Origin of the sequence: Nocardioides sp. 503 (assembly GCF_004522095.1) — a bacterium.
Lineage (GTDB): Bacteria > Actinomycetota > Actinomycetes > Propionibacteriales > Nocardioidaceae > Nocardioides.
Genome location: NZ_SPUI01000002.1, coordinates 1,095,132 through 1,112,429, shown reverse-complemented (window position 1 = coordinate 1,112,429; position 17,298 = coordinate 1,095,132). Strand labels below are relative to the sequence as shown.

The window sequence follows — 17,298 nt, the reverse complement described above, 5'->3', positions numbered from 1 at the left end:
CGCATGAGCCTCGAGCGTCCCGTCAGCCCGAACCCCTACGACCTCCTCCCGAGCGTCCCGTCGTTCTCCGTGACCAGCACGGACGTCGCCGACGGCCAGCCGCTGAAGGACGACCAGGTCGCCGACCTGGGCAACACCTCACCGCAGCTGTCGTGGGAGGGCGCCCCGGAGGGCACCAAGAGCTTCACCGTCACCTGCTTCGACCCCGACGCCCCGACCCCGAGCGGCTTCTGGCACTGGGTGCTGGTGGACCTGCCCGCCGACGTGACGTCGCTGGACACCGGCGCGGCCGCGGGCGAACTGCCCGGAGGCGCGTTCCACGTGCGCAACGACGGCGGCGAGGCCGGGTTCATGGGCGCCGCCCCGCCGCAGGGCGACCAGGTCCACCGCTACTTCTTCGTCGTGCACGCGGTGAAGGAGGCGACCCTCGGCGTCGACGCCGAGGCGTCGCCCGCGGTCGTGTCGTTCAACCTCGCCTTCAAGACCGCCGGACGCGCGATCCTCCACGGCACCTACCAGCACTGAGCATCCGGCGTCGCGGCCTCAGGTGCTGAGGCCGCGCAGCCGGTCGGCGAACGGCGTGGGGTCGGCGAACTCGTCGCGTACGACGTGCAGCGCGCGGCGGCCACCGACGAGGGACGCCAGCTCACCGGCCGCGCGCTCGACGCGCTGCTCCAGGCCGTGGTCGCCGAAGTCCTCGGTCGCGGCGAAGACGCCGGTCGGGACGACGACGGCGCGCAGGTAGGCGAACAGCGGCCGCAGGGCGTGGTCGAGCACCAGCGAGTGCCGCGACGTGCCGGCGGTCGCGCCGATGAGGACCGGCTTGCCGATGAGCAGGCCCGGCTCCATCACGTCCACGAACGTCTTGAACAGGCCGCTGAAGGAGGCGCTGAAGACGGGCGTGACCATGATCAGGCCGTCGGCCAGGCGCACCTTCTCGAGCACCTCCTCGAGCTCGGCGTTGGGGAAGCCGGTCAGCAGGTGGTCGGCGAGCGCGTGCGCCAGCGGCCGCAGCTCGACGAGCTCCACCTCGGCGTCGGGGCCGAGGTCGGCACGCACCGCGTCCGCCAGCCGCTCGGTGAGCAGCCGCGTGGACGAGGGCACGGAGAGGCCAGCGGAGACGGCCAGGATGCGGGTCATGCCGACACCTCCTCGGCGGCCCCAGTCACAGCGGCGGCGTCCCGCGCGGCCACCAGGCCGGCGTGGGTCGGGCCGTCGGGCACGTGGGCGGGGCGGCCCTCGGCCATCCCGGCGCGCAGGTCCGGCAGGATCTCGCCGAGCAGGTCCAGCTGCTCCAGCACGGTCTTGACCGGCAGCCCGGCGTGGTCGACCAGGAAGAGCTGGCGCTGGTAGTCGCCGACGTACTCCCGGAAGCCGAGGGTGCGCTCGAGCACCTCCTGCGGCGAGCCGACGGTCAGCGGCGTCTGGGAGGTGAAGTCCTCCAGCGACGGGCCGTGGCCGTAGACCGGGGCGTTGTCGAAGTACGGACGGAACTCCCGCACGGCGTCCTGGCTGTTGCGGCGCATGAAGAACTGCCCGCCCAGCCCGACGATCGCCTGGTCGGCGCGACCGTGGCCGTAGTGCTCGAAGCGGCGCCGGTAGAGCGCGACCATCTGCCGGGTGTGGGAGCTCGGCCAGAAGATGTGGTTGTGGAAGAAGCCGTCGCCGTAGTACGCCGCCTGCTCGGCGATCTCGGGGCTGCGGATCGAGCCGTGCCACACGAACGGCGGCACGCCGTCGAGCGGGCGCGGGGTGGCGGTGAAGCCCTGGAGCGGCGTGCGGAACTTGCCCTCCCAGTCGACGACGTCCTCGCGCCACAGGCGGTGCAGCAGCGCGTAGTTCTCGATGGCGAGGTTGATGCCCTCGCGGATGTCCTTGCCGAACCACGGGTAGACCGGGCCGGTGTTGCCGCGGCCCATCATCAGGTCCATGCGGCCGTCGGCGAGGTGCTGCAGCGTGCCGTAGTCCTCGGCGATGCGCACCGGGTCGGTGGTGGTGATCAGCGTCGTGGAGGTCGAGAGGAGGATCCGCTCGGTCTGCGCGGCGATGTAGGCCATGGTCGTCGTCGGGGACGACGCGACGAACGGCGGGTTGTGGTGCTGGCCGACGGCAACGACGTCGAGGCCGACCTCCTCGGCCTTCTTGGCGATCTGGACCTGGGCCTTGATCCGCTCGTGCTCGGTCGGCGTCCGCCCGGTCGTCGGGTCGGTGGTGACGTCGCCGACGGTGAAGATGCCGAACTGCATGCTGCCCATCTCCTCAGAAGTAGTTGAACGATCCATCACCCGCTCCAACGACATCGTGGCACGCGCTATTCCGGGTCCCGGCGCCCGGGGCCGGGCGTGCGAGACTGCCGCAATGCCCCTGCACGTCGCCGTCGCGACGCGCGCCTTCAAGCGGTACTCCACCTACGTCGGAGCGACCCTGGCCGGCATCTTCACCAACTGCGTCTTCGGCGTGATCCTCTGCTTCGTCTACCTCGAGGTGTGGGGTGCCAACCCCGACGCCGGTGGGTACGACGCCAGCGACGCCGTGACCTACGTCTGGCTCGGCCAGGCGATGATCATGACCGTCGCGGTGTGGGGCGGCGGCTCGCCCGACGACCTCGCCGAGCGGATCCGCTCCGGAGACGTGGTCATCGACCTCTACCGCCCGGTGGGGATCCTGGGCTGGTACCTCTCCGCGGACCTCGGCCGCGCGGCCTACCACCTGCTCACCCGCGGGTTGGCCCCCACGGTGGTCGGCGGGCTGCTCTTCGACCTGCGCTACCCCGCCGACCCGCTCACGTGGCTGGTCCTCCTGGCGGCGGTCCCGGTGGCGGTGACGGTGAGCTTCGGGCTGCGGATGCTGGCCTCGCTCACGGCCTTCTGGCTGCTCGACGACGTCGGTCCGCGGATGCTGCTCGGCTTCGCGGCACTGTTCTTCAGCGGTCTCACGGTGCCCCTGGTGATCCTGCCCGGCGGCCTCCGCGAGCTGGCGATGGCACTGCCGTGGGCGACGTTCCTCCAGGTGCCGGCCGACATCTGGCTGGGCAAGCGCACCGGGCTCGAGGTGGTCGAGGGCCTGGCCTTCATGGGCGGCTGGGCGGTCGTCCTGCTCGCCGCCTGCGCCTGGGTCCTGCACCGCGCCGAGCGCCGGGTGGTGGTGCAGGGTGGCTGACGCCGTCGTCGACTACTGCCGCATCGCGAGCCTGTGGGTGCGCGCCTCGATGGCCTACCCCGCGTCCTTCTGGATGATGGCGGTCGGCAGCTTCCTGATGACCGGGCTCGACTTCGTCGCGATCTGGGTGCTGCTGCGCAACGTCGACGACCTCGGCGGCTTCAGCCTCACCGAGATCGGCTTCCTCTACGGCGCCACCGGTCTCGGGATCGCGTTCGCCGACCTGTGCGTGGGGCGCGTCGAGCGGCTCGGGCAGATGATCCGCACGGGCCGCCTGGACACCATGATGACCAAGCCGGTGCCGCTGCTGGTGCAGGTGTGCGCCGACGAGTTCGCGCCGCGCCGCTTCGCCCGCGTGCTCCAGTCGAGCCTGGTGTTCGTCTGGGCGGCGACGTACGTCGACTGGACGCTGCCCCGCGCGCTGGTGGCCGTGGAGATGGTCGTCAGCGGCTCGGTGATCTTCTTCAGCCTCTTCGTCGGCCTGGCCTGCGTGCAGTTCTGGACCGCCGACTCCACCGAGGTCGCCAACGCCTTCACCTACGGCGGCAACCAGGTCACGCAGTTCCCGATGTCGGTCTTCCCGCAGGAGATCGTGAAGGCGCTGACGTTCGTGCTGCCGATCGCGTTCGTCAACTGGTACCCCGCGCTCTTCATCCTCGGCCGCGACGACCCGTTCGGACTGCCGGAGTGGCTGCAGCTCGCCTCGCCCGTCGCAGCCGCGCTGTTCCTCGGCGCCGCCGCCCTCGCCTGGCGCGTGGGCGTGCGCCACTACCGATCGACCGGGAGCTGACATGTCGCTGATCGAGGTCTCCGAGCTGCGCCGTACCTTCACGGTGCGCCGCCGCGTCGACGGCGCGCGCCGCAAGCAGCGCACGGAGGTCGAGGCGGTGCGCGACCTCACGTTTGCCATCGACGCCGGTGAGATGGTCGGCTACATCGGCCCCAACGGCGCCGGGAAGTCCACGACGGTCAAGATGCTCACCGGGATCCTGGTGCCCACCAGCGGCCGGATCTCGGTCGCCGGGGTCGACCCGAGCCGCCACCGCACGGCGCTGGCGCGGCGCATCGGCGTCGTCTTCGGCCAGCGCACGTCGCTGTGGTGGGACCTGCCCCTGCACGACTCCTTCGACCTGCTCCACAAGATCTACCGCACCGACCCCGCGCGGCACCGCACCAACCTCGCGGAGTTCGTCGAGCTCCTCGACCTCGGCGACCTGCTGGACACCCCGGTGCGCCAGCTCAGCCTGGGCCAGCGGATGCGCGGCGACATCGTGGCGGCGCTCCTGCACGACCCGGAGATCCTCTACCTCGACGAGCCCACCATCGGCCTGGACGTGGTGAGCAAGGGCCGGCTGCGGGAGTTCCTGCGGGCGCTCAACCGCGACCGCGGCACCACCTTGATGCTCACGACCCACGACCTGCAGGACATCGAGGCGCTCTGCGACCGGGTGATCGTGATCGACCACGGCACGCAGGTCTACGACGGCACGCTGGCCGGACTGCACGAGCAAGGGGGCTCGCGCCGCACGGTCGTGGTCGACCTGGTCGACGAGGCGCCGCCGATCGAGGTGGCCGGCGCCGTCACCCGACGCGTGGAGGGCCCCCGCCAGTGGCTGAGCTTCCCCGCGGACGCGAGCGCCGCCCCGATCGTGGCCGCGCTCGCCACGTCCTACGACGTCGCGGACCTGTCCATCCAGGAGCCCGACATCGAGGAGGTCATCCGCCAGCTGTACTCGCGGCCCCCGTCGGAGCCGTCGGGTCGCCCGTCCGGCTGAGCACGAGCACGGCGCGGTCGTCGTCGCCCCGCTCGACGCGCGCGACCATGCGCTGCGCGGAGCCGACGGCACCCTCGCGGATGGCCTCCCGGGCGACGCCGCACAGCCAGTCGATCCCGGAGTCCAGGTCGCTCGCGGGGGTCTCGATCACGCCGTCGGTGTAGAAGAGCAGCGCGTCGCCGAGGGCGAGGACGCCCTCGCTCACGGTCAGCTCCGGGTCGGGCTCGATGCCGATCGCCATCCCGCGCGCGTTGTCGATGTGCCACACGTCCGCCGCCGCCTCCCAGCGCAGGGCGGGCGGGTGGCCGGCGCTGGTGATCGAGTAGCGACCGTCCTGGAGGTCGACGGCGACGTGCACGGCCGTGGCGAAGGAGTCGTCGAGGTGGCGGCGCAGCAGGAAGCGGTTGGCCGCCTGCATGAGCTCGGCCGGCGGCAGCGACCCGATCAGGCCGCCGAGGGCACCGGCGAACTGCAGTGCCTGGGGACCGGCGCCCAGCCCCTTGCCGCACACGTCGACGAGCACGAGCTCCGCATGCCGGCCCTCGTCGTCGAGGTCGGCCACCAGGAAGTCTCCCGCGTAGCCCACGCCGTCGGAGGCGAGCATCGCCGTCTCGACGTGCCAGCCGGGGGGCAGCACCGGCAGGGCGCCCTGCGACTGCAGCCGCTCCTTGAGCTCGGCGAGCAGGGCCTCGCTCAGCGGCGACGGCAGGCCGCTGCGCTGCCGGCTGGACTGGTAGAGGATCAGCGCGACCGCGACGGTGAAGGTCAGGAGTGCCGCGCCGCGCGGACCGGTGACCGGCCCGTCGATGAGCATGGCCGAGACCGCGGCGAGGGCGGTCCACGACGTCATGATCGCCAGGAACCAGAAGCGCAGCAGGAGCATCCCGACGATCAGCCAGACGAAGAACGCCGTGAACGGCACCAGGTCGTAGTCGATGACCGAGACCGCGAACGACGCGGCCACGCACACCACGAGCACCACCAGGACCTCGCGCTGGCCCTCGGTCGAGCCGCTGCGCCAGCGGCGGACCCGCTCGCGGAGGTAGCGTGACGCTGCGCTCGTCACGCGATCACTCCAGGCTGGTCACGCACGTCGGTCCGGATCCACAGGCGCAGGCTAGTGGCCACGGCGCACCGCCCGGTCGCGAACGCGGCAATGCGCCGGTAACGATCCGGCACCGACCCGGGCTCAGCGCAGCGGCGCCGCCAGCGAGAGCCGTACGGCGCTCAGGTCACCGCCGACGTCGACGCGCCACTCCCCCGAGGCCAGCCAGTCCGAGGTCACCGGGCCGTCGTGGCGCAGCAGCGCCAGGCCCACGCTGGAGCCGACCGTCTCCCCCCACGCCGCGCTGGTGACCTGGCCGACCGGCGTGCCGTCGCGCAGCACCAGCTCGCCGCCCCACAGCATCGGCTCGGGGTCGGTCACCACGAACGACACCACCCGCCGCCGCGCCCCGCCGGCCGCCAGCGCCTCGCGGTGCGCCTCGAGGGCGGTCCGTCCCAGGAAGTCCTTGTCGCCCTTGAGCGCGGTGGCGAAGACCAGGCCCGCCTCGACCGGCGTGAGGTCGGGGGTCAGCTCGCGACCGAAGGCGCGGTAGCCCTTCTCCAGTCGCAGCGACTCGATCGCGTAGTAGCCCGCGTCGACCGCACCGCCGCCGCGCAGGGCGGCGTGCACGGCCGCCGCGCCGGCCACCGGCACCATCAGCTCCCAGCCCAGCTCGCCGACGTAGGTCATCCGGGTCGCGCGCAGGCCCACGCCCGCCACGTCGATCTCACGGCTGGTCGCGAACGCGAAGCCCTCCTCGGAGAGGTCCGCGTCCGACAGGCCCGCCAGCAGGTCGCGCGAGGCCGGCCCCATCACGCCGACCACCGAGAAGTCGTCGGTGACGTCGGTGACGGTCACGTCGAGGCCGTCGGGGGCCTGGCGCCGCAGCCAGTCGAGGTCGCGCACGGTGGTCGCCGAGCTGGACACCAGCAGGAAGTCCGACTCCCCGGTGCGGGTCACGGTCAGGTCGGCCTCGTAGGTGCCGCGCCGGTTGAGCAGCGGCGTGTAGACGCAGCCGCCCACCGCCACGTCGACGTCGGCAGCGCACAGCCACTGCAGCGCGGCCAGCGCGCCCGGCCCCGCCACGGCGTACTTGCTGAACGACGTCTGGTCGAACACCGCCACCGCCGTGCGGGTCGCCCGCTGCTCGGCGGCCGAGGCGGCCAGCCAGGCCGGCCTGCCCCAGGCGTAGTCGAGCGCCTCGGGCCCGAAGACCAGCGGCCGCTCCCAGCCCATGCGGGTCCCGAAGACCGCCCCGGAGGCCGCCAGGACGTCGTGCAGCGGCGAGGTGCGCTGCGGACGGCCCGACTCGAGCTCGCGGTTGGGCCACGGCACCGCGTAGTGCAGGCCGAGCACCTCCGCGACGCGGGAGCGCAGCCAGCGCTCGTCGCCGTGGAACGGTGCGAAGCGCCGGACGTCGACCGCGACCAGGTCGCTGGTCGGCTCGCCCTCGACGATCCACTCCGCCAGCGCCCGCCCGGCGCCGCCCGCCGACGCGATGCCGACGGAGTTGAAGCCGGCACCCACGAAGAACCCGGCGACCTCGGGCGCCTCGCCCAGCAGGAACTGGTTGTCGGGGGTGAACGACTCGGGACCGTTGTAGAACTTGCGGATGCCGGTCTCGGCCAGCGCGGGGACCCGCACCAGCGCCTCGTCCATCAGCACCGAGAAGTGGTCCCAGTCCTCCTCGAGCAGCTGGAACTCGAACGGGTGGGGCAGGTCCGAGGGCGAGCGCCACGGCTTGGCCTCGGGCTCGAAGCCGCCGACCACGAGGCCGCCCACCTCCTCCTTGAAGTACGTCCAGCCGTCGGGGTCGCGCATGATCGGCAGGTCCGGGTGGCAGCCCTCCACCGCCTCGGTGACGACGTAGAAGTGCTCCGCGGAGTGCAGCGGCACGGTGACCCCGGCGAGGTCGCCGAGCGCCTTGGCCCACTGGCCCCCGCAGTTGACGACGACCTCCGCCTCGACGTCGCCCTGCTCGGTGCGGACCCCGGTCACCCGGGGTCGGCGCGGCCCGTCGACGAGGTCGAAGCCGGTCACCCGCACCCCCTCGGCGATCCGGACCCCGCGCTGCCGGGCACCCTTGGCGAGCGCCTGGGTCACGTCGGTGGGGTTGACCTTGCCGTCGCCGGGCAGCCAGACGGCCCCGAGGAGGTCGTCGACGCGCATCGCCGGCCACAGCTCCTGCGCGCGCTCGGGCGAGATCAGCTCGCACTCCATGTCGTACGCCGTGGCGTTGGCCGCGGTGCGCCGCAGCTGGGTCATCCGGTCCTCGGTGCGCGCCACGATGACGCCGCCGACGTTGCGGTAGCCCGTAGCCAACCCGGTCTCGGTCTCGAGCGCGGCGTAGAGCTCCGCGGAGTACTGCACCAGCCGGGTCCCGCTCTCCGAGGCCCGCAGCGGTCCGACCAGCCCGGCCGCGTGCCAGGTGGTCCCACCCGACAGGTGGCCCTGCTCGAGCAGCAGCACGTCGGTCCAGCCGAGCGTCGCCAGGTGGTAGGCCACCGACGTGCCGACGACGCCGCCGCCGACGATGACGACACGGGCGCGCGAGGGGAGGTCAACCACCGGTGGTCTCCAGGAGCAGTCGGGGCAGGTCGGGACCGCGCAGGCCGGCCGCGGCCTTCTCGAACCGCTCCTCGCCCCACGCGTAGAAGTCGAAGTCGAGCGTGCTGGTGGCGGCCTGGATGAAGCCCCACAGCGACCAGCCGTAGGCCGAGCACAGCGCCTGCACGCGCACCCGCGCCAGGTCGGCCGGGGTCGGGTCCCCGAAGTAGGCCGCGGTCCACGCCTCGGTCAGCTCGGGGGTGAGGTCGCACTCGGTGGCGGTGTTGCCCAGCTCGAAGGCGGCGTCGTTGTTGCCGGAGTACTCGTAGTCGATGAGCCACACGCGCTCGCCGTCGTCGATGAAGTTGGCGGCCAGCAGGTCGTTGTTGCACGGCACGGTCGGCCGCGGCGCGGCCGCGAGCGCACGCCGTACGTCGTCCCAGGCGTCGGCGAGGTCGTCGTAGGCGGAGGGCAGCGCGAAGCCCTCGGACTTCACCGTGGCGAGGTACGTCGCCTGGCGGGCGAACATGTCGAAGTCGCCGTCGAACCGCGGCCCGGCGTGCAGCCGACGCACCGCGTCGGCGGCGCGGGCCAGGACGGCCGGATCGGCGAACGCCGCGTTGTCGAGCACGTCGCCGGGCAGGTGGTCGATGACCAGCATCCGCAGGTCTGGCCGGTACTCGACGACCCCGGCGCCGACCCCGGCCTCGGCCGCCCGACGGGTGTTGTGGTGCTCGGCGTCGCGGTCGATGCCGAGCAGGCCCACGTCGCCCGTCGAGCAGCGCACGACGTAGTCGCCGCCGTCGTCGGTCCGCACCCGCACGTTGTGGTTGGTGAGCCCCCCGGGCAGCTCGGTCACGCGACGGGACCGCCCCGCCAGGCAGGCGAGGCGGTCCAGGTCGCTGTCGAGCTGGGACACGAGGAGCTGGGTCGCTCAGTCCTTGAAGGCGTCCGTGACGGCGGTGTCGATCGTCATCTTCGGCCCGGTGAACCAGTGCTTGGCCGACGCCGTCCACCAGATGCCCAGGACCACCAGCGTGCCGATCGTCAGCACCGGGGCGTAGTTGACGCTGCTCCAGGCGAAGTCGTCGCTGAACGGCACGCCGGCCGGGGTGAAGGGCAGGATGAAGTAGACCGAGATGATCGCGATCTCCACGACCGCCACGAGGTTCATCCAGCGGTACTTGTTGCCGAGCGTCCAGGATCCCGGCTCGAAGGCGTCGCCCATCTTCCAGCGCAGGTAGATCGGGATGGCGAAGGCCAGGTAGAGGCCGATGACCGCCACGGACGTCACGGCGTAGAAGGCCGTGGGGATCCCGTTGACGCTCTTCAGCGCGGGCAGGGTGATGATGGCGCCGATCACGGCGACGAAGACGACCGCGTTGGCCGGCACCTTCGTCCGCGGGTTGACCGTGGCCCACAGCTTCGAGCCGGGGATCGCCCCGTCGCGGCTGAAGGCGAACGTCATGCGCGAGGCGCTGGTGAGGCAGGCGATCGTGCAGAAGAACTGGCCCGCGGTCGAGATCAGCAGGATCGTGAAGTGCCAGCCCTCACCGAGCGCCTGACCGAAGATCAGGTCGACCCCGCCTCCGCCGGCCGTGATCGCGTCGGCGTCCTGGACGGCGAAGAGGAACGCCAGCAGGAGGAACCAGCCGCCGAGCGCGGAGTAGGCGATGGAGCGCCACACGCCCTTGGCAGCGCCCTCGGCGGCGCCCTGCGTCTCCTCCGAGAGGTGGGCGGAGGCGTCGAAGCCGGTGATCGTGTACTGCGTCAGCAGGAAGCCGAGCGGGAGGATCAGGAACCAGTACTTGCCGTCGGAGAAGCCGGAGTTGTTGATGCGCTCGGTGAAGACGAAGTCCAGGCTCTGGTGGCTGTCGGGGATGATCACCAGGATCAGGATGACGGCGGCGGCGCCCGCGACGTGCCACCACACCGAGATGTTGTTGATGATGGCGAGCAGGTGACCGCTGAAGATGTTCAGCAGCGCCGCGAGCGCGAAGATCACGAGGAAGATCAGGTAGACGCGTCCCAGGCTGTAGCTGTCGAGGTAGCTCTGGCTGATGGTCTGCAGCGTCAGGTCCAGGAAGGTCGCACACCCGTAGGCGACGGACGCGGTGACGGCGAGCAGGCCGATGAGGTTGAGCCAGCCGGTGAAGAAGCCCGTCGCAGGGCCCCCCATCTTCGCGGCCCACCAGTAGATGCCGCCCGACGTCGGGTAGGCCGAGACCAGCTCCGACATCGTGAAGCCGATGATCAGGATGAACAGCGAGATGACCGGCCAGCCCCACGAGATGGCGATCGGACCACCGTTGTTCCACGCCTGGCCGAACGTCGTGAAGCAGCCGGCCAGGATGGAGATGATCGAGAACGAGATGGCGAAGTTGGAGAAGCTGGACCACGTGCGGCTCAGCTCCTGCGAGTACCCGAGCTTCGCGAGGAGCTCCTCGTCAGCGTTCTTCGGCTTGGTGTCGTCGGACATGGAGCGCCTTCCGGAGTGGTTCGTGCGATCGTGAACGGGACGCTAGACCCACGCCGTCGGGCTGTAAATGCCCTCACGTTAAATTGGTATGAACTCAGACCTTTGCTTCCGAGGGTCGTTTGACACCCCGCTTCCCCCGAACTCAGGATGGGCGCCATGACCGCCTCCCGCGCGCAGCACCTCCCCGAGGCGGTGCTCCGGCCGGTGCGTGGTCACCACGCCTTCGAGGCCTGCGTGGAGCAGCTGGGCACGGCCATCCGGCTCGGCGTCTACCCGCTCGGGTCGACCCTCCCGCCGGAGCGCGAGCTGGCCCTGCGGCTGCACGTCTCGCGGGCCACGCTGCGCGAGGCGATGGCGGCCCTGCGCGAGGCCGGCCTGGTCCAGACCAGGCGCGGTCGCGGCGGCGGCACCGTCGTCACGCTCAAGCCGCGCACCCCGTCGGGCCGCGCCGCCGCGCGGGTCACCCAGGCCAAGCGCGAAGACTGGCTCGACGCGCTCGAGTACCGACGCGTGGTCGAGCCCGGCGCGGCCGCGCTGGCCGCCCAGCTGGAGCTGACCGCCGTACGTCGGGAGCGGCTGGAGCAGGCCCACGACGAGGTGGCCGGCGCCGACAAGGCCGCCGCGCACCGGCAGGCCGACAGCCGCTTCCACCTGACGATCGCGGCGCTCAGCGAGTCGCCCCGGCTGATCGAGGCCGTGACGTCGGTGCAGGCGACGCTGCACGAGATGCTGCTGGCGATCCCGGTCCTGGAGACCAACATCGCCCACTCCGACCGGCAGCACGCGACCGTCGTGCGCGCGATCCTCGCCGGCAGCCCCGACCGGGCCCGTCGGGCCATGGAGCACCACTGCGACGACACGGCCGCGCTCCTGCGCGGCCTCTTGGGATAGGAGCCCCATGACCGACAAGGGACTGCGCAACGACCGGCACCTGAGCATGCAGCACCTGCTCGACCGCATCCGCGACGGCGCGGTCGACACCGTCATCGTGGCCTTCACCGACATGCAGGGGCGGCTGCAGGGCAAGCGCCTGCACGGGCACTACTTCGCCGAGCACGTCGTCGGCCACGGCACCGAGGGCTGCAACTACCTGCTGTCGGTCGACGTCGACATGAACACCGTCGACGGCTACGCCATGTCCTCGTGGGACAAGGGCTACGGCGACATGGAGTTCGTGCTGGACGAGCAGACGATCCGGCTGCTGACGCACCTCGAGGGCACCGCGATGGTGCAGTGCGACCTGGTGTGGCCCGACCACTCCCCCGTGGTGCAGTCGCCGCGCACGATCCTGGCCCAGCAGCTCGACCGCTGCGCCGAGCAGGGCTGGACCGCGCTCGCCGGCACCGAGCTGGAGTTCATCGCCTTCGACACGACGTACGAGCAGGCCTGGGACTCCGGCTACCGCGACCTGACCCCGGTCAACCAGTACAACGTCGACTACTCCATCCTCGGCACCACGCGCGCCGAGCCGCTGCTGCGCTCGATCCGCAACCACATGTACGCCGCCGGGCTCGACGTCGAGGGCGCCAAGGGCGAGTGCAACTTCGGCCAGCACGAGATCGGCTTCCTCTACGCCGACGCGATGACGACCGCCGACAACCACGCGGTCTACAAGAACGCCGCCAAGGAGATCGCCGCCCAGCAGGGCAAGGCGCTCACGTTCATGGCCAAGTACGACGCCCGCGAGGGCAGCTCGTGCCACATCCACCTCTCGCTGCGGGGCACCGACGGGTCGCTGGTGTTCTGGGACGAGGAGTCCGGCGAGCGCACGCCGCTCTACGACCACTTCGTGGCCGGGGTGCTGGCGACGGTCTCCGACTTCACGCTGCTGTTCGCGCCCAACATCAACTCCTACAAGCGCTTCGCCGACGGCTCCTTCGCGCCGACGACGATCGCCTGGGGCCTCGACAACCGCACCTGCGCGCTCCGGCTCGTGGGTCGCGGCGCCGGCGCCCGCATGGAGAACCGCGTGCCCGGCGCCGACGCCAACCCCTACCTGGCGCTGGCGGCGATGATCGCCGGCGGGCTGCACGGCATCGAGCAGGAGCTCGAGCTGGAGGAGCCGCTGACCGGCAACGCCTACACGTCGGGCCGGCCCAAGGTGCCCGCGACGATGGCCGCCGCCCGGGAGGCCTTCGCCTCCTCCGCGATCGCGCGGGCGGCGTTCGGCGACGAGGTCGTCGAGCACTACACCAACATGGCCGACGTGGAGCTGGCCTCCTTCAACGCCGCCGTGACCGACTGGGAGCTGCGCCGCGGCTTCGAAAGGCTCTGATGTCCTCCTACACCGTCATCAACCCCGCCACGACCGAGGCGGTGACCGACGTCCACCTGGCCAGCGTCGAGGAGACCGACGCCGCGGTCGAGGCCGCGCACGCCGCCTTCGTCGGCGGCTGGCGCGACCTGGCTCCCGGTGAGCGGGCGACCCTGCTGCGGCGCTTCGCCACGGTCGTCGACGCCCACGTCGAGGAGCTCGCGGAGCTCGAGGTGCGCAACGCCGGGCACACCTGGGGCAACGCGCGCTGGGAGGCCGGCAACGTCCGCGACTGCCTCAACTACTACTCCGCCGCCCCCGAGCGGCTCTTCGGGCGCCAGATCCCCGTGCCGGGCGGCGTCGACGTCACCTTCCGCGAGCCGCTGGGCGTCGTGGGCGTCATCGTCCCGTGGAACTTCCCGATGCCGATCGCCGGCTGGGGCTTCGCGCCCGCGCTGGCGGCCGGCAACACCGTGGTCCTCAAGCCCGCGGAGCTGACCCCGCTCACCGCGATCCGCCTGGGCGAGCTCGCCCTGGAGGCCGGCCTGCCCGAGCACGTGCTCACGGTGATCCCGGGCAAGGGCTCGGTCGTCGGCGAGCGCTTCGTCACCCACCCGCTCGTGCGCAAGATCGTCTTCACCGGCTCCACCGCCGTGGGCAAGAAGATCATGGCCGGCTGCGCCGACCAGGTGAAGCGGGTGACCCTGGAGCTCGGCGGCAAGAGCTCCAACATCGTCTTCGCGGACGCCGACATCGACGCGGCCGCGGCCAGCGCGCCGTACGCCGTCTTCGACAACGCCGGACAGGACTGCTGCGCCCGCTCGCGGATCCTCGTGCAGCGCTCGGTCTACGACGAGTTCCTGTCCAAGCTGGAGCCGGCGGTCACGGGGATGCGGGTGCTCGACCCCACCGACGAGACCAGCGAGATGGGCCCGCTCATCTCCGCCCAGCAGCTCGGCACGGTGCGCGGCTTCCTCGACGAGGCCGACGTCGCCTTCGAGGGCTCCACCCCGGGCGGGCCGGGCTTCTGGGTCCCGCCGAGCGTCGTGACGACCGAGGACACCCAGGCCCGCATCTGGCGCGAGGAGGTCTTCGGACCCGTCGTCGCCGTCATGCCGTTCGACGACGAGGCCGACGCCGTGGCGCTGGCCAACGACACCGAGTACGGCCTGTCCGGCTCCATCTTCACCCGCGACCTGGGCCGCGGCCTGCGCGTGGCCCGGGCGGTCGAGAGCGGCAACCTCAGCGTCAACTCGCACTCCGCGGTGCGCTACTGGACGCCGTTCGGCGGCTACAAGCAGTCCGGCCTCGGCCGCGAGCTCGGCCCGGACGCCACCTCGGCGTTCACCGAGGAGAAGAACGTCTTCATCGCCCACTGACCCCCCTCCCCACCCCGGTGGTCGAGCAGCGAGGGCCGCCAGGCCCGAGCGCCCGTCGAGACCCCGGAGCCCGAAAGGAACCTCATCACCATGGCAGGACGCATCCAGGACCGGGTCGCGGTCGTCACCGGCGGCTGCTCGGGCATCGGCCTGGCGACCGTGCAGCGCTTCGTCGAGGAGGGCGCCAAGGTCGTCATCGGCGACATCGACGACCAGCGCGGGCACGAGCTCGTCGGGCAGCTCGGCGGCACCGACATCGCCACCTACGTGCACGTCGACGTGACCGACAAGGACCAGGTCGACGCGCTCTTCCGCACGGCCAAGGACACCTACGGCGCCGTCGACATCGCGTTCAACAACGCCGGCATCTCCCCGCCCGAGGACGACTCGATCCTCGACACCGACCTGGACGCCTGGCGCCGGGTGCAGGAGGTCAACCTCACCTCGGTCTACCTGTGCTGCAAGGCCGCACTGCCCTACATGCTCGAGCAGGGCCGCGGCTCCATCATCAACACCGCCTCCTTCGTGGCGGTCATGGGCGCGGCGACCTCGCAGATCTCCTACTCCGCCTCCAAGGGCGGGGTGCTGGCGATGACGCGCGAGCTCGGCGTGCAGTTCGCCCGCCAGGGGGTGCGCGTCAACGCGCTGTGCCCGGGGCCGGTCAACACGCCGCTGCTGCAGGACCTGTTCGCCAAGGACGCCGAGCGGGCCGCCCGCCGTCTCGTGCACGTGCCGATGGGCCGCTTCGGGGAACCCTCCGAGATGGCCTCGGCCGTGCTGTTCCTGGCCTCGGACGACTCCTCGTTCATGACTGCGAGCACGTTCCTCGTCGACGGCGGCATCTCCGGCGCCTACGTGACGCCCCTCTGACGTGGCCGCCCTTGTCATCGGGCTGACGACGTACCGGGAGCAGGCCGCCTGGGGCGTCTGGCAGCAGCCGGCCGACCTGCTCCCCACCCAGTACGCCGACGCCGTCACCGCCACCGGAGGGCTGCCCGTCCTGCTGCCGCCGGTGGCCGGCGTCGGCGCCGCGGACGAGGTGGTCGCACGGCTCGACGGCCTGGTCGTCACCGGCGGCGCCGACGTGGACCCGGCGCGCTACGGCGCCGAGCCGCACCCCCGCACCGCCGCCTGGCGCCCCGACCGCGACGCCTGGGAGACCGCGCTGCTCGACGCCGCTGCGGCGGTGGGCCTGCCGGTGCTGGGTGTCTGCCGCGGGATGCAGCTCATGGCGGTGCACGCCGGCGGCGTACTCGACCAGCACACGCCCGACGTGGTGGGGCACGAGGAGCACTCCCCCGGCGGCGACGTGTTCGGCTCCGTGGCGGTCCGCACGGCCGCGGGCTCCCGACTGGCCGGACTGGTCGGCGAGACCCTCGACGTCCGCTGCCACCACCACCAGTCGGTGCGCACGCACCCCGGCTTCAGCGGGGTCGCGCACGCCGACGACGGGACGCTCGAGGCCATGGAGGTCCCCGGCGAGCGGTTCTGCCTGGCGGTGCAGTGGCATCCCGAGACCGCCGCCGACGTCGGCCTGCTGGCCGGTCTCGTGCGCGCGGCCTCGTCCTACGCCGCCGACCGCGCCTGACAGACTGCGGGCATGACGCACGAGCCCGGACCCGACGTCCTCGGCGAGCCGTGGGTCGCCGAGACCTTCACGCTGCGGCCCGACACGGAGGGCGAGGTGGTCGCCACGCTGGTGAGCCACCGCTCACCGGTCGCGAGCCGCGGGGCCGTCCTGCACGTGCACGGCTTCGCCGACTACTTCTTCCAGACCGAGTACGCCGCCTGGTGGCTGGAGCGGGGCTACGACTTCTACGCCCTCGACCTGCGCAAGTACGGCCGCTCGATCCTGCCGCACCAGACCCCCAACTACGTCGGTGACCTGCGCGAGTACGACGACGAGCTGTCCGAGGCGTGGCACCGGATCACCGCCCGCGACGGCCACACCCGGGTCGTCGCGTCGGCCCACTCCACCGGCGGGCTGATCCTGCCGCTGTGGCTCGACCGGGGTCGGCCGGCCGAGCTGGCCGCGCTCGTGCTCAACTCCCCGTGGCTGGACCTCCAGGGCGGCACGGCCGCCCGGCTGGTCGGCACGCCGATCATCAAGCAGGTCGGGGCGCGTCAGCCGATGCGCGAGATCCGGCGCAGCGTCTCGGGCCTCTACGCCCGCAGCCTGCACACCGAGCACGAGGGCGAGTGGGACTTCGACCTGCGGTGGAAGCCGATGACGTCCTTCTCGGTCTACGCCGGCTGGCTGCGCGCGATCCGCGAGGGCCACAAGAGGCTGCAGCGCGGCCTCGACGTGCGCTGCCCCGTGCTCGTGCTCTCCTCCGACCGCTCCTCGCGTCCGACCGAGATGGGCGAGGACGTGCTCAGCACCGACATCGTCCTGGACGTGGCCCAGATCCGCCGGTGGTCCACGGCGATCGGCACCCACGTCACCTACGTCGCCGTACCCGGGGCGCTGCACGACGTGGTCCTCTCCCGCCCCGAGGCGCGGGCGCGGGTCTACGACGAGCTGGGGCGCTGGCTCACCACCTACGTCGCCCCGCCGTCGCGCTCCCTCCTCTGAGGCGGATCGGCCGTGGACACCAGCGGCCGGGTCGGCGAAGGCTGGTACTCCGACACCTGGGCGCCCGCGGGCGTCGAGCCCGACT

16 protein-coding genes are annotated in these 17,298 nt (G+C 71.9%); 10 read left to right on the top strand and 6 right to left on the bottom strand.

Going from position 1 to position 17,298, the window contains the following annotated elements; genetic code table 11:
* The first annotated feature begins 3 nt into the window (after positions 1–3).
* A complete protein-coding gene (locus E4622_RS06380) occupies positions 4–525 on the top strand; it encodes a YbhB/YbcL family Raf kinase inhibitor-like protein (RefSeq protein WP_134739184.1) in 522 nt (173 codons plus the stop codon).
* Between the two features lie 18 nt (positions 526–543).
* Here E4622_RS06380 and E4622_RS06375 read toward each other — a convergent pair whose 3' ends face one another.
* Both E4622_RS06375 and E4622_RS06370 read right to left on the bottom strand, forming a co-directional pair.
* The gene (locus E4622_RS06375; RefSeq protein WP_134739183.1) at positions 544–1,140 is read right to left on the bottom strand and encodes an FMN reductase; all 597 of its coding nucleotides are present in this window, start codon (positions 1,138–1,140) and stop codon (positions 544–546) included.
* Positions 1,137–2,246, bottom strand: a complete 1,110-nt coding sequence (locus E4622_RS06370) for an LLM class flavin-dependent oxidoreductase (RefSeq protein WP_134739182.1) — start codon at positions 2,244–2,246, stop codon at positions 1,137–1,139. The genes E4622_RS06375 and E4622_RS06370 overlap by 4 nt, the downstream gene beginning before the upstream one ends.
* Positions 2,247–2,358: 112 nt before the next feature.
* On the opposite strand from E4622_RS06370, the gene E4622_RS06365 reads away from it, so the two are divergent.
* The 3 genes from E4622_RS06365 to E4622_RS06355 are packed head-to-tail and all read left to right on the top strand — an operon-like array spanning position 2,359 to position 4,934.
* Entirely contained in the window at positions 2,359–3,159 is an 801-nt protein-coding gene (locus tag E4622_RS06365; RefSeq protein ID WP_134739181.1) for an ABC-2 family transporter protein, read from the top strand.
* A complete protein-coding gene (locus E4622_RS06360) occupies positions 3,152–3,949 on the top strand; it encodes an ABC transporter permease (RefSeq protein ID WP_245155906.1) in 798 nt (265 codons plus the stop codon). Before E4622_RS06365 ends, E4622_RS06360 begins: the two co-directional genes overlap by 8 nt.
* A gap of 1 nt (position 3,950) precedes the next feature.
* Positions 3,951–4,934 (top strand): ATP-binding cassette domain-containing protein, encoded by a 984-nt coding sequence (locus E4622_RS06355; protein ID WP_134739180.1) that lies wholly within the window; start codon positions 3,951–3,953, stop codon positions 4,932–4,934.
* Here the strand turns inward: E4622_RS06355 and E4622_RS06350 are convergent.
* The 4 genes from E4622_RS06350 to E4622_RS06335 all read right to left on the bottom strand — a co-directional run bounded on the left by E4622_RS06350 (position 4,876) and on the right by E4622_RS06335 (position 11,005).
* The gene (locus tag E4622_RS06350) at positions 4,876–6,000 is read right to left on the bottom strand and encodes a PP2C family protein-serine/threonine phosphatase (RefSeq protein ID WP_134739179.1); all 1,125 of its coding nucleotides are present in this window, start codon (positions 5,998–6,000) and stop codon (positions 4,876–4,878) included. The two genes, E4622_RS06355 and E4622_RS06350, sit on opposite strands and share 59 nt — an antisense overlap.
* 123 nt (positions 6,001–6,123) lie before the next feature.
* The gene (locus tag E4622_RS06345) at positions 6,124–8,547 is read right to left on the bottom strand and encodes an FAD-dependent oxidoreductase (protein ID WP_134739178.1); all 2,424 of its coding nucleotides are present in this window, start codon (positions 8,545–8,547) and stop codon (positions 6,124–6,126) included.
* Positions 8,540–9,445, bottom strand: coding sequence for a phosphotransferase (locus E4622_RS06340; protein ID WP_134739177.1), 906 nt, complete (start codon positions 9,443–9,445; stop codon positions 8,540–8,542). The genes E4622_RS06345 and E4622_RS06340 overlap by 8 nt, the downstream gene beginning before the upstream one ends.
* A 15-nt stretch (positions 9,446–9,460) precedes the next feature.
* Entirely contained in the window at positions 9,461–11,005 is a 1,545-nt protein-coding gene (locus E4622_RS06335; protein ID WP_134739176.1) for an amino acid permease, read from the bottom strand.
* Between the two features lie 156 nt (positions 11,006–11,161).
* Here E4622_RS06335 and E4622_RS06330 point away from each other — a divergent pair, with 156 nt between their 5' ends.
* From E4622_RS06330 to E4622_RS06305, 6 genes are all read left to right on the top strand, one after another.
* The gene (locus E4622_RS06330) at positions 11,162–11,896 is read left to right on the top strand and encodes an FCD domain-containing protein (RefSeq protein WP_134739175.1); all 735 of its coding nucleotides are present in this window, start codon (positions 11,162–11,164) and stop codon (positions 11,894–11,896) included.
* A gap of 7 nt (positions 11,897–11,903) precedes the next feature.
* Complete coding sequence (locus tag E4622_RS06325) at positions 11,904–13,280, top strand: glutamine synthetase family protein (RefSeq protein WP_134739174.1); 1,377 nt, start codon at positions 11,904–11,906, stop codon at positions 13,278–13,280.
* Positions 13,280–14,638 (top strand): aldehyde dehydrogenase family protein, encoded by a 1,359-nt coding sequence (locus E4622_RS06320; RefSeq protein ID WP_134739173.1) that lies wholly within the window; start codon positions 13,280–13,282, stop codon positions 14,636–14,638. Before E4622_RS06325 ends, E4622_RS06320 begins: the two co-directional genes overlap by 1 nt.
* Before the next feature lie 90 nt (positions 14,639–14,728).
* Positions 14,729–15,508 (top strand): 3-oxoacyl-ACP reductase, encoded by a 780-nt coding sequence (locus tag E4622_RS06315; RefSeq protein WP_134739172.1) that lies wholly within the window; start codon positions 14,729–14,731, stop codon positions 15,506–15,508.
* Position 15,509: 1 nt separating this feature from the next.
* Positions 15,510–16,226 (top strand): gamma-glutamyl-gamma-aminobutyrate hydrolase family protein, encoded by a 717-nt coding sequence (locus E4622_RS06310; RefSeq protein ID WP_134739171.1) that lies wholly within the window; start codon positions 15,510–15,512, stop codon positions 16,224–16,226.
* Between the two features lie 12 nt (positions 16,227–16,238).
* Positions 16,239–17,213 (top strand): alpha/beta hydrolase, encoded by a 975-nt coding sequence (locus E4622_RS06305; protein ID WP_134739170.1) that lies wholly within the window; start codon positions 16,239–16,241, stop codon positions 17,211–17,213.
* Positions 17,214–17,298: the final 85 nt, after the last annotated feature.